Source organism: Pseudomonas sp. SJZ131 (assembly GCF_007828705.1).
GTDB classification, from domain to species: Bacteria; Pseudomonadota; Gammaproteobacteria; order Pseudomonadales; family Pseudomonadaceae; genus Aquipseudomonas; species Aquipseudomonas prosekii.
Genome location: NZ_VIVC01000003.1, coordinates 701,001 through 713,487, shown reverse-complemented (window position 1 = coordinate 713,487; position 12,487 = coordinate 701,001). Strand labels below are relative to the sequence as shown.

At 57.8% G+C, this 12,487-nt stretch carries 11 protein-coding genes; 5 read left to right on the top strand and 6 right to left on the bottom strand.

The window, feature by feature from the left end:
• Genes recF through dnaA form a run of 3 tightly spaced genes read right to left on the bottom strand, consistent with a single transcriptional unit; the run spans position 1 to position 3,800 of the window.
• On the bottom strand, positions 1–1,104 hold the full coding sequence (gene recF, locus FBY12_RS17480) for a DNA replication/repair protein RecF (protein ID WP_121732601.1): 1,104 nt from the start codon (positions 1,102–1,104) through the stop codon (positions 1–3).
• Positions 1,105–1,124: 20 nt separating this feature from the next.
• Positions 1,125–2,228, bottom strand: coding sequence for a DNA polymerase III subunit beta (dnaN, locus tag FBY12_RS17475; RefSeq protein ID WP_101207253.1), 1,104 nt, complete (start codon positions 2,226–2,228; stop codon positions 1,125–1,127).
• Positions 2,229–2,267: 39 nt separating this feature from the next.
• Entirely contained in the window at positions 2,268–3,800 is a 1,533-nt protein-coding gene (dnaA, locus tag FBY12_RS17470) for a chromosomal replication initiator protein DnaA (protein ID WP_145254336.1), read from the bottom strand.
• Positions 3,801–4,366: 566 nt separating this feature from the next.
• On the opposite strand from dnaA, the gene rpmH reads away from it, so the two are divergent.
• The 5 genes from rpmH (at position 4,367) to mnmE (ending at position 8,295) form a co-directional block, all read left to right on the top strand.
• Positions 4,367–4,501 (top strand): 50S ribosomal protein L34, encoded by a 135-nt coding sequence (rpmH, locus tag FBY12_RS27735; RefSeq protein WP_003213577.1) that lies wholly within the window; start codon positions 4,367–4,369, stop codon positions 4,499–4,501.
• 16 nt (positions 4,502–4,517) lie between these two features.
• A complete protein-coding gene (gene rnpA / locus FBY12_RS17460) occupies positions 4,518–4,919 on the top strand; it encodes a ribonuclease P protein component (protein WP_197675593.1) in 402 nt (133 codons plus the stop codon).
• Positions 4,912–5,157 (top strand): membrane protein insertion efficiency factor YidD, encoded by a 246-nt coding sequence (gene yidD, locus FBY12_RS17455; RefSeq protein ID WP_080761984.1) that lies wholly within the window; start codon positions 4,912–4,914, stop codon positions 5,155–5,157. The genes rnpA and yidD overlap by 8 nt, the downstream gene beginning before the upstream one ends.
• A gap of 2 nt (positions 5,158–5,159) precedes the next feature.
• On the top strand, positions 5,160–6,845 hold the full coding sequence (gene yidC / locus FBY12_RS17450; RefSeq protein ID WP_145254333.1) for a membrane protein insertase YidC: 1,686 nt from the start codon (positions 5,160–5,162) through the stop codon (positions 6,843–6,845).
• Between the two features lie 79 nt (positions 6,846–6,924).
• A complete protein-coding gene (mnmE, locus tag FBY12_RS17445) occupies positions 6,925–8,295 on the top strand; it encodes a tRNA uridine-5-carboxymethylaminomethyl(34) synthesis GTPase MnmE (protein WP_145254330.1) in 1,371 nt (456 codons plus the stop codon).
• A gap of 43 nt (positions 8,296–8,338) precedes the next feature.
• Here mnmE and FBY12_RS17440 read toward each other — a convergent pair whose 3' ends face one another.
• The 3 genes from FBY12_RS17440 to FBY12_RS17430 all read right to left on the bottom strand — a co-directional run bounded on the left by FBY12_RS17440 (position 8,339) and on the right by FBY12_RS17430 (position 12,337).
• Positions 8,339–10,774: a TonB-dependent siderophore receptor gene (locus FBY12_RS17440; protein WP_145254326.1), complete on the bottom strand. Its 2,436-nt coding sequence runs from the start codon at positions 10,772–10,774 to the stop codon at positions 8,339–8,341.
• Between the two features lie 109 nt (positions 10,775–10,883).
• The gene (locus FBY12_RS17435; protein WP_145254324.1) at positions 10,884–11,831 is read right to left on the bottom strand and encodes a FecR domain-containing protein; all 948 of its coding nucleotides are present in this window, start codon (positions 11,829–11,831) and stop codon (positions 10,884–10,886) included.
• Complete coding sequence (locus FBY12_RS17430; RefSeq protein ID WP_145254321.1) at positions 11,831–12,337, bottom strand: sigma-70 family RNA polymerase sigma factor; 507 nt, start codon at positions 12,335–12,337, stop codon at positions 11,831–11,833. The genes FBY12_RS17435 and FBY12_RS17430 overlap by 1 nt, the downstream gene beginning before the upstream one ends.
• Between the last annotated feature and the right edge of the window lie 150 nt (positions 12,338–12,487).

Below are 12,487 nucleotides of genomic sequence, written 5' to 3'. Positions count from 1 at the left end.
TCACTCCCGATGGTCGTGGGTCTGGGTGATACGGCCCTGTTCCACGTGGAACAGAGCGACTGGCGTTTCCGTCTGCCAGCCTTCCCTCAATAATTCGTGATCTACACAAGTGATGAACACTTGGCAGCGTAAGTCTTCCAGCAAGCGGCAAAGCGCGCGGCGGTGGTGCTCGTCGAGTTCGGACGGCAAGTCATCCACCAGATAAATACACTGGCCGCGTCGGGCCTGGCTGACCAGGTGCCCTTGGGCAATCCGCAATGCGCAGACCACCAACTTCTGCTGACCCCGGGACAATATGTCCGCGGCGTTGTGTGCGCCCAATCTAAGACGCAAGTCAGCGCGTTGTGGTCCGGCCTGGGTGTGGCCCATTTGCTGATCCCGTTGCAGGGACCCGGCGAGCACCGCACTCAGCTCGCGATCCTTGTCCCAACCTCGGTAATAGCTGAGCGTCAAACCCTCAAGCTCAACCAGTTCGCTCAAGGTCTGTTCAAAGACTGGTTTCAAGGCTTTGATATAAGCGCGGCGGTATTCATCAATTTCTGCGCTGGCTTGGCACAGTTCCCTGTCCCAAACCGCTTGCGAAACGGCGTCAAGTGTACCATGCCGCAGCCAAGAGTTTCTCTGGCGCAGGGCCTTCTGCAACCGCTGCCAAGTGGCCATGAAACGCGGTTCCACGTGGAACACACCCCAGTCGAGAAACTGCCGACGAATCTTCGGCGCACCCTCCAACAGCCGGAAGCTGTCGGGGTTGATTAACTGCAGTGGCAGGATCTCCGCCAGTTGCGCAGCGCTGCGCGCATTCTGGCCGTCGATGCGAATCTGGAACTCACCTTGGCGGTCCCGCGAAATCCCCAACGCGCTGTGTCCGCCCGCAGCCAATTCCACCTGACCAAACACGGTGCACGCCAGTTGCTCATATTGAATAACCGGCAACAGACGGCTGCTGCGAAACGAACGGGCAAGCCCCAGCAGGTGTATGGCTTCCAGAACACTGGTTTTGCCGCTGCCGTTGGCGCCGTAAAGAATGTTGATTCGGGGAGAGGGGGAGAAGGTCACCGGGTGCAGATTGCGCACCGCGGTGACCGAGACGCGACTTAAGGACATCTAGCTTCTGCTGAACATGATTACAGGCGCATCGGCATGACAACGTAAGCCGAGTCGTCGTTGTCGGACTCTTGCACCAGCGCACTGCTGTTGGAGTCGGACAGGATCAGGCGAACCTGCTCGGTGGTCATCACGCCCAGCACGTCGAGCAAGTAGCTCACGTTGAAGCCGATTTCCAGATTGCCGCCGTTGTACTCAACGCCGACTTCTTCTTCCGCCTCTTCCTGTTCCGGGTTATTCGCCTGGATCTTCAGCTGACCATTGGCCAGTTGCAGACGGATGCCGCGGTACTTTTCGTTGGACAGAATCGCGGTACGGCTGAAGGCTTCGCGCAGTGCCTGACGATCACCGAGCACCAACTTGTCGCCACCCTTGGGCAGAACACGTTCGTAATCCGGGAATTTGCCGTCGACCAGTTTCGAAGTGAAGGTGAATTCACCAGTGGTTGCGCGGATGTGATGCTGACCCAGAACGATGCTGACCTGGCCATCCGGTTCGGTCAGCAAGCGCGCGAGTTCAAGGATACCCTTGCGCGGCACGATCACTTGGTGACGATCCGGCTGACCGATATCGGCTTTCATCGAGCACATGGCCAGACGGTGACCGTCGGTAGCCACGGCGCGAATGATGCCTTCGGAGACTTCCAGCAACATGCCGTTGAGGTAATAACGCACGTCCTGCTGAGCCATGGCGAAGCTGGTGCGCTCGATCAAACGGCGCAGTTTGCTTTGCTCCAGGCTGCAGGTCAGCGAGCCCGGGCCTTCCTCGACGGTAGGGAAATCATTGGCCGGCAGGGTCGACAGGGTGAAGCGGCTACGGCCGGCCTTCACCACGAGCTTCTGCTCATCAACCTTGATATCGATCAGCGCGTCGTTCGGCAGGCTTTTGCAGATGTCCATCAGCTTGCGCGCAGGCACGGTGATGGAACCCGGATCAGCCGGCTCTTCGAGTTGCACACGACCGACCAGCTCGACTTCCAGGTCGGTACCGGTCAGCGACAGTTGCTGGCCTTCGACAACCAGCAGCACGTTGGAAAGCACCGGCAAGGTCTGTCGGCGCTCGACGACGCCGGCGACCAGTTGCAGGGGTTTCAACAGGGCTTCGCGTTGAATGGTGAAATGCATGGTCTAGTCCCTTGCCTTAATAAGCTGCGCTGGAGTTCATCAAGTGGTCAGTGTTCGCAGCAGGTTCTTGTAGTCCTCGCGGATGTCCGCGTCGGATTCCTTGAGTTCGTTGATCTTGCGGCAGGCGTGCAAAACAGTCGTGTGGTCGCGGCCGCCAAACACATCGCCGATTTCCGGCAGGCTGTGGTTAGTCAACTCTTTGGAGAGGGCCATTGCAACCTGACGCGGACGGGCGACCGAGCGTGAACGACGCTTGGACAGCAAGTCGGAGATCTTGATCTTGTAGTACTCGGCGACGGTGCGCTGAATGTTATCCACAGAGACCAGTTTGTCTTGCAGCGCCAACAGGTCTTTCAGGGATTCGCGAATCAGCTCGATGGTGATGTCGCGGCCCATGAAGTGCGAGTGGGCAATCACGCGTTTCAGCGCGCCTTCCAACTCACGGACGTTGGAGCGAATGCGCTGGGCAATAAAGAACGCCGCATCGTGGGGCAGATCGACTTTGGCCTGATCGGCCTTTTTCATCAGGATCGCCACGCGGGTTTCCAGCTCCGGCGGCTCGACGGCAACCGTCAGGCCCCAGCCGAAGCGGGATTTCAGGCGCTCTTCAAGGCCCTCGATTTCTTTCGGGTAGCGGTCACTGGTGAGAATGACCTGCTGGCCACCTTCGAGCAGGGCGTTGAAGGTGTGGAAAAACTCTTCCTGCGAACGCTCCTTGCGAGCGAAGAACTGAATGTCATCGATCAGCAGCGCATCCACCGAGCGGTAGAAGCGTTTGAATTCGTTGATTGCGTTCAGTTGCAGCGCCTTGACCATGTCGGCCACGAAACGCTCGGAATGCAGGTACACGACCTTGGCATTCGGGTTCTTCTTTAATAGGTGGTTACCCACCGCGTGCATCAAGTGGGTTTTACCCAAACCAACGCCGCCATAAAGGAAGAGCGGGTTGTAACCATGCTTGGGGTTGTCCGCCACTTGCCAGGCTGCCGCACGGGCCAACTGGTTGGACTTGCCTTCGACGAAGTTTTCGAAGGTGAACGTGCGGTTCAGATAGCTGGTGTGCTTGAGCGCGCCTTCGACTTGCACGGTGCGCTGTTCGGCGCGAATCGGCGCCTGTTGCGAACTGGCACCGGCCATCGGGTCGAAGCTGTCGCGGGACGGCTCTTCACTGACGTCGGCGATTTTTTGCGTGGGACGTTTGGTCTGGCTGTTCTGGTTGGTCGCGACCGGGGCAGGGGCTGGCGCACTGACCGGCGCTTGCGCGGACTGTGCCTGCGAAGCCGCGGCCGCCAGCGGAGCATTAGGTGCCGCGCGAGGTGCCGAGCTGCGTTTGCTGCCTATTAATAAGGACAGCGCAGGCGCGAGGCCGTTGCCGTGCTCATCGAGCAGTTCAAGGACGCGGCCCAGGTACTTTTCGTTGACCCAGTCGAGAACAAAGCGGTTCGGTGCGTAGACACGCAACTCGTCGCCTTCGGCTTCGACCTGTAGTGGACGGATCCAAGTGTTGAATTGTTGGGCAGGCAGCTCATCGCGCAAAAGCTCCACGCACTGCTGCCAAAGTTCCACTGACACGGATATCCCCTAAGTTGAAAGCCGGTGAGGCAAAAACAAGCGGCCATTGTAGCGGCGCGCCGTCCACTTATCCACATGCAGGTTGCGCACAGCCCATGAATTATCAATGCGTTAACCACTGAAAAGGCGACCGGCGGTATGTGCATAAGCTCTGTGGATAACCGCCTCTGAGGGCACTGGACAAGTGGGGGGTAAACTCGGTGGATAACTGGCCTGTGGATAACTGGCCATTCCACACACAGCTTATCCGACAGCGCAGCACAGGCTGACCACCGTTTTCCACCGTACTTGTCATTCTCTGTACATCGCGGGTTAGAAGGGCTGGATGCAGTTATCCACAGAAGATGGTCGCCCTAGCTTTTATAAGCTTTACAGAAAAGCTTTAAATAATTCCCTTCTTTATTTCTATATCTAGCGAAGGGTGTCGAGCGCGCAAACCCCTGCAGATCTATTTATAAGGAAACGTTGGTTGGAAATTGACCTAGAGGCTTGCTTTCTCTAGAATCCCCGGTCTCTTAAAACGGGGGCCATTCCGGCCCGTTGTGGACGAACCAGGTAACACGACAATGAAACGTACTTTCCAACCAAGCACTATCAAACGCGCTCGTACCCACGGTTTCCGTGCTCGCATGGCAACCAAAAACGGTCGCGCCGTCCTGTCGCGTCGTCGCGCCAAAGGTCGTGCGCGTCTGGCAGTTTGATAATCCGGCACTGGAGGTGAGTCAGGACTTCAGTCGGGAGAAGCGTTTGCTTACCCCCCGGCATTTCAAGGCAGTCTTTGACTCCCCTACCGGCAAGGTTCCGGGGAAAAATCTCCTGCTCCTTGCGCGCAATAACGATCTTGATCACCCCCGTCTCGGGCTGGTTATCGGGAAAAAGAGCGTAAAGCTCTCCGTCGAGCGCAATCGCCTCAAACGTCTGATGCGCGAATCGTTCCGTCTGAACCAGGAATCACTGGTCGGTTGGGACATTGTTATCGTCGCGCGCAAAGGTTTGGGGGACGTAGAAAACCCCGAATTGATTCAGCATTTCGGCAAACTCTGGAAGCGTCTGGCACGCAGCACGCCAGTACCAGCAGTCAAAACCGAAACTGTAGGGGTAGACAGTCCCGATGCGTAAACTGGCACTCGTTCCGATCCAGTTTTATCGCTATGCCATTAGTCCCTTGATGGCCAGTCACTGTCGTTTCTACCCCAGTTGTTCCTGCTACGCGTATGAAGCCATAGAAAATCATGGCCTTCTGCGCGGTGGCTGGCTGGCCTTTCGTCGTTTAGGTCGCTGTCATCCGTGGAATCCCGGTGGTTACGACCCGGTTCCACCTATCCCTACCTCCCGTTCTTCTTCGATGGCCGAGTAATCATGGATATCAAACGCACGATCCTGATCGTCGCCCTGGCAATCGTGTCCTACGTTATGGTTCTTAAATGGAACCAGGACTATGGCCAGGCTGCCCTGCCGACTCAGAATGTTGCTTCCAGTACTACCGCACCGGGTCTACCGGACACGGCGACTGGCAATAATGCTTCTGTCAGTGACGACATTCCACGCGCTGCAAGCGATACCAGTACTGCACCTGCCGAAACTCCGGTAGCTGTCAGTAAAGACCTCATCCAGATCAAAACGGATGTGCTCAACCTGGCAATCGATCCACAAGGTGGTGATGTTGCTCAGTTGACACTGCCGCTGTATCCACGTCGCCAGGATCATCCGGAAATTCCATTCCAGCTGTTCGATAACGGCAACGAGCGGACTTATCTGGCCCAAAGCGGTTTGATCGGCACTGATGGTCCGGACGCAAGTCCTACCGGTCGTCCGGTTTACGCCTCGGAGAAGAAGCTTTACCAACTGGCTGACGGCCAAGACCAATTGGTCGTGGACCTGAAGTTCAGCAACGACGGCGTCAACTACATCAAGCGCTTCACCGTGAAACGCGGCTTGTACGACGTAACCGTTTCCTACTTGATCGACAACACCAGCGAAAAGCCTTGGTCGGGTGCAATGTTTGCCCAACTGAAGCGTGACGCCAGCTCCGATCCATCCTCCAGCACTGCTACTGGCACCGCGACTTACCTGGGCGCCGCCCTGTGGACAAGTAACGAGCCGTACAAAAAAGTGTCGATGAAGGACATGGACAAGGCTCAGCTGAAAGAAACCGTTAACGGTGGCTGGGTTGCCTGGTTGCAACACTACTTTGTGACTGCGTGGATTCCGGCGAAGGGCGAAAACAATGTCGTCCAGACCCGTAAAGACAGCAAAGGCAACTACATCATTGGTTACACCGCGCCAGCTGTAACCATCGCGCCGGGTGCCAAAGGTGAAGTCAGCGCCTTGCTGTACGCCGGTCCGAAAAGCCAGGCTGTGCTGAAAGAGTTGTCCCCAGGTCTGGAATTGACCGTCGACTACGGCATCCTGTGGTTCATTGCCCAACCGATCTTCTGGTTGCTGCAACACATCCACGCCATTGTCGGTAACTGGGGCTGGTCGATCATCTTCCTGACCATGCTGATCAAAGGCTTGTTCTTCCCGTTGTCCGCCGCCAGCTACAAATCCATGGCGCGCATGCGTGCAGTGGCACCGAAACTGGCTGCGTTGAAAGAGCAACATGGCGACGACCGGCAGAAAATGTCGCAAGCCATGATGGAGCTGTACAAGAAAGAGAAGATCAATCCACTGGGCGGCTGCTTGCCAATCCTCGTGCAGATGCCGGTTTTCCTTTCGCTGTACTGGGTTCTGCTCGAAAGCGTGGAAATGCGCCAAGCGCCATTCATGCTGTGGATAACTGACCTGTCGATCAAGGATCCGTTCTTCATCCTGCCGATCATCATGGGCGCAACCATGTTTATCCAGCAGCGCTTGAACCCGACTCCGCCGGATCCGATGCAGGCGAAAGTGATGAAAATGATGCCAATCATCTTCACCTTCTTCTTCCTGTGGTTCCCAGCTGGTCTGGTGCTGTACTGGGTGGTCAACAACGTGCTGTCCATCAGCCAACAGTGGTACATCACACGTAAGATCGAAGCCGCTACCAAGAATGCTGCTGCGTAACTTACTCTGTGGATAACCACTCAAAACGCCCCCTAGTGGGGCGTTTTGCTATCTGTCATTTTTGTCTGGATACCGGTTTATGAGCGTTCCTCGTGAAACCATCGCTGCCGTCGCCACCGCTCAAGGTCGCGGCGGGGTGGGCATCGTCCGTATTTCCGGGCCGCTGGCAAGTGCGGCGGCCAAAGCCATCAGCGGCCGCGACCTGAAACCGCGATACGCGCACTACGGCCCATTCCTCAGTGAAGACGCCGAAGTGTTGGACGAAGGCATCGCCCTGTATTTTCCCGGGCCGAACTCGTTTACCGGCGAAGACGTGCTGGAACTCCAGGGCCACGGCGGCCCGATCGTCCTCGACATGCTGCTCAAGCGTTGCCTGGAACTGGGTTGCCGTTTGGCCCGGCCGGGCGAGTTCAGCGAGCGCGCGTTCCTTAACGACAAACTCGACCTCGCCCAGGCCGAGGCAATCGCCGATTTGATCGAGGCAAGTTCTGCACAGGCTGCGCGCAATGCCCTGCGTTCCTTGCAAGGCGCGTTTTCCCAGCGTGTGCATAACCTCACCGAACAGTTGATCGGCCTGCGCATCTACGTCGAAGCCGCCATCGACTTCCCGGAAGAAGAAATCGACTTCCTCGCCGATGGCCACGTGCTGAGCATGCTCGACAAAGTCCGCGACGAGTTATCCACAGTGCTGCGCGAAGCCGGGCAGGGCGCTTTGCTGCGCGACGGCATGAACGTGGTGATCGCCGGGCGGCCGAATGCCGGCAAATCCAGTTTGCTCAATGCATTGGCCGGTCGAGAAGCAGCGATCGTGACCGAGATTGCCGGCACGACTCGCGACATTCTTCGTGAACATATCCACATCGATGGCATGCCGCTGCACGTGGTCGACACCGCTGGCCTGCGCGATACCGACGATCAGGTTGAAAAAATCGGTGTCGAGCGTGCGTTGAAAGCCATCGGCGAAGCAGATCGAGTGCTGCTGGTGGTCGACGCTACCGCGCCCGAAGCACTCGACCCGTTTGCGTTGTGGCCGGAATTCCTCGAAACCCGCCCGGACCCGGCCAAAGTCACGCTGATCCGCAACAAGGCTGACCTGACTGGCGAAGCGATTGCCCTGGAAGTCAGCGACGATGGCCATGTCACCATCAGCCTCAGCGCCAAATCGGCGGGCGAAGGCCTTGAGTTGCTGCGCGAGCACCTGAAGACCTGCATGGGCTACGAGCAGACCTCGGAAAGCAGCTTCAGCGCCCGCCGACGTCACTTGGAAGCGTTGCGCCATGCCAGCGCATCGCTCGAGCACGGCCGAGCGCAGCTGACCCTTGCGGGTGCTGGTGAGTTGTTGGCGGAGGATTTGCGCCAGGCGCAGCATTCGTTGGGCGAAATCACCGGCGCATTCAGCTCCGATGATTTGCTCGGTCGGATCTTTTCCAGTTTCTGCATCGGTAAATAAATGCAGCGGGCTGTGGGTAACTTATCCACAGCCCGTTTTGTTTTTACCAGTTGTACGACACAGAACCTAACAAAGTACGTTTTTCTCCCCAGTAGCAGCGTCCAGCGTCGTTACAGCCAGACACGTATTCCTTGTCGAACAGGTTTTTCGCATTCAGGTCGACGGTCCAGTTGCGGTCAATCTGGTAGCCAATCGCCGCGTCGACCAACGTCACGTCGCCGGCATCAAGCTTGCCGTAGAGAGTAGGCGCGGTGTAGGAAAACGCGCTGTCGAAGTACCGCACGCCGCCACCGACATACAGTCCCTTCAAACTGCTTTCGAGGAATCGGTACTTGGCCCAGACCGAGGCCTGATTGCGCGGCACGCCGGTCATTTGGTGATCCTTGACCAGGGAAGTCGCCGAATCCTTGGTGATCCGCGCGTCGGTGTAGGTGTAGGCCGCTGTCACGTTGAGGTTTGGCGTCAGGTCGCTGTTGAGTTCCAGCTCCACCCCTTTGGCGCGGCTCTCGCCGACTTGGCGATAGCTCGCGGTGGTCGCGTCGAAGTAGGTGTCATCCTTTTTGCGCAGGTCGTAGACCGAGGCGGTAAACGCGGTGTCCCAGCCCGGCGGCTCGTACTTCAAACCGACTTCATATTGGCTGCTGGTGATCGGCTCCAGCGGCGCGCCGGAATTGGAGATCTGCTGCACCGGGACAAACGCAGTCGAATAGCTGACGTACGGCGTCATACCGTTGTCGAACTGGTACATCACCCCGCCCTGATAGGTGAATTTCCTATCCTCGGAACTGATGTTGCTGCCGCGCGCCACTTTGTCGCGGAAATCGCTGTCGACCCAATCCTGACGGCCACCGAGCAGGAACAACCAACGGTCGTACTTGCTCTGCACCTGTGCATAAACACCTTTCATCTGTTGCTCGAGCAAAGTGTTTTGCACCGCGATTGGCGTCGTCGGGTCGCGCAGGTAAACCGGGTTGTAGATATCAATCGGCCCGACCAGCCCGGCGTTCCAATCCTGATTAAACGAAGTCCGGTCGAAACTGCCGCCGAACAACACGGTGTTTTGCAAACCGCCGACGTCGAATTTGCCTTCCAACTGGTTATCCAGCGAGTAGACCATCGATTTGTTGAAGCGATCGTAGGCAGTCATGTTCAGGCGAGTGCCGAAACCGCCGTTGTTCAGGTTGCCCGGCCAGGTTTCGTGGCGGGTAATGCGCGACTGCATGTAACGCGAGTTCTGCCGGAACTGCCAATCGTCGTTGAAGCTGTGGGTAAATTCATAACCCGTGCTCCAGGTTTCGCGCTCGAAGGTGTTCCAGTCAGGATCGCCGAGCATGGTGTCTTTGGATAACTTGCCGTTGGGGTTCGTCAGCAAAGTGCCGGCGGCAGGTAGGCCAAGTTCCATGTTGGTGTGGTCTTTCTGGTAGTTGGCCAGCAGTGTCAGGGTGTTGTAGTCGTCGAAATTCAGGGTCAGCGACGGCGCGATGTAAATGCGATCGTCCGGTACATGGTCCGTTTGGGTCTCGGCGTTGCGGCCAAGCATGACGATGCGCCCAAGGATGTTGCCGTCATCGTCCAGCGGCCCGGAGACATCGACGCCCAACTGACGGCGGTTGTTGGAGCCGTAACTCAGTTGCACTTCACCCTGAGGCGCTGCGGTAGGGCGCTTGCTCACCAGATTGACCAGCCCGCCCGGCGCGTTTTCGCCGTACAGCAGCGAGGACGGGCCGCGGAAAATTTCCACGCGCTCGAGGCCGTAAGGTTCAGTGCTGGTGTCGTACCGATTGCCCTGCACGCGTAGGCCATCGCGCAATAAGCCGTAGCCGTAATCGGTGGCGTTGAAACCTCGGATGAAAAACAGATCACCGGCCAGACTGTCGCCGGCGGCAAACGGTGGCGCGAAGATCCCCGGCACGTAGCCCAAAACATCTGTCAGCGTCTGAGACTTCTGGTCTTTCATGCGTTGCGCGGTAACGACTGACACCGAACGCGGCGTTTCCGACAGCGGCGTACTGGTTTTCGTACCGACCCGACTGTTCGAAGCCTTGTAGCCAACGTCGGCGGCGTAATCCAGATTCATCTCATTCTGTTGCACGCCGTTGATGTTGGTCTCCCCGAGCACCAACGGCCCGGACGCCGGCACGGCTTGCAGAATGTAACTGCCCGGCGCCTGCGAAACGGCCTGCAGACCGGAGTTCTGCAGCAACATGGCGAAACCCTGTTCGACCGAATAGCTGCCGGCCAGGCCCTGACTGCGCAACTGCGCGGTTTGCTGCGGCGAGAATGAGAGGATTACATTGGCTGCCGACGCGAACTGGCTCAATGCGTTGTCCAGCGGACCGGCCGCGATGGCATAGCGTTGCGTGACGCTGGCCGCGAGCGCAGGGCTGGTCGTCACCAGGCAACTGGCAGCGCTGGTCATCAACAAACTGTAGGCAATGCAGTGGTGGGAAAAGCGCAGTCGGAACGTAGGAAGTCGCATGGATGGGTAAGCCCTGAAGGTGGCAAAGAGCCGCGTTGATCGCGATTACCTGTAGGGCCGTGTCAGGACTGAAAAAGATAACCCCGCGCCAGAATTATTTTCCGGAGGGTCAAACGGCCTGGCTGATCGACACCCAATAACGCGTGAAATAACGCACGTTGATCGGCAGCGAAGCTTGCAGGTTGGCCAGCACGGCATCTGTTGAATCGAGGCGAAAAGTCCCGGAAACCCGCAACCGCGCCGCACGTTCGTCACACTGCAGAACGCCGGAACGATAGCGCCCAAGCTCGCGGATGACCTCGTCCAGCGGCGTGTCCAGAACAATCAATTGGCCGTTGATCCACGCCGCTTCCGACAATTTGTAAGGATGAATCGCACCGACGCGGTCGCTACGAAAGTCCACGCCTTCACCGGCATTCAATACGCGCGGGCTGCTTTGCTGGTCATTGGGCTGAATGCTCACGCGATCTTCCAGCACACCGACTCGGGTTTTGGCGGACAGCTGATGCACCGAAAACCGCGTGCCCAACGCTTGAATCCGTCCTTCCTCGGTCTCGACGAAAAACGCCCGCGAGTCGCCGAGCTTGCCCGTGCGGACGAGGATTTCTCCCGAACGCAAACGAATCAGGCGTTGCTGGCCATCGAACATCACATCGATGGCGGTGTTGGTGTTGAGGTGAATCTGGCTGCCGTCGGCCAATTCGATGCTGCGTCGCTGGCCGACATTGGTGGAATAGTCGGCCCAGACATTGCCCAACGCCGTGTGTTTCTGCACATTCCAACCGACATAGCCGCTGCCGGCGAGAATCAGCAAAAGCTTCAGCACCTGCCGGCGTTGTTGCGTCGGGGACAAGGCGCGGCGCGTCAGGTCTCGGGGCATTGCGCCCAAGTGCCGTTGCAGTTGCTCCATCTGATTCCACGCGGCGAGGTGCGCCGGATTGCTCTCGACCCACTGCTGCCAGGCCTGGCGCTGCGCGGGCGAGGGCGGTTCGCTCTGAAACTGCACGTACCAACTGGCCGCCGCTTCGAAGACTTTGCGATCAGGCGCGGCGGTCATTAAAGAGACCCCATGATCAAAGAGCATTCGGTGAGCGCGCGGATCATGTGTTTTTTCACCGTGGTCAGCGACACCTTCAACTCACAGGCGATCTGTTGATAAGTCAGGCCTTCGATCTGCGACAGCATGAATATCCGCTGCGCCCGCGCGCCCAATCCCGCCAAGGCTTTATCCACAGCGACCAGGGTTTCGATGATCAACGCCTTGTCTTCTTCGCTGATGGCCGTGGCCTCGGGGCGGGCGGCCAGGGTTTCCAGATAGGCGAGTTCGATCGCCCGTCGGCGGTAGCGATCAATCACCAGACCCCGGGCGATGGTGGCCAGATAGTCGCGCGGTTCGCGGATCTGCACGGCATTGCGCGAGCCGAGAATGCGCAAAAAGGTGTCATGCGCGACATCGGCCGCATCGCAGGTGTCATGCAACTTGCCCTTGAGCCACCCGAACAACCAGGAATGGTGCTGCTCATAGATCTGTTGAACGGCTGCCGAATGGGAGGTTAAGGGCATAGAGAACAGGGCTTGTTAATGATAATGCCTATTATTAGCTTCTGTTACGTCTACTAACAATAGCCATCGGCCACCGCGTATCGGCTGTTTTATCGCTGTTTTTTCCAACCGATGAAGGTCTGCCAGAGCCATCGGCTGGAATTTTGCTGT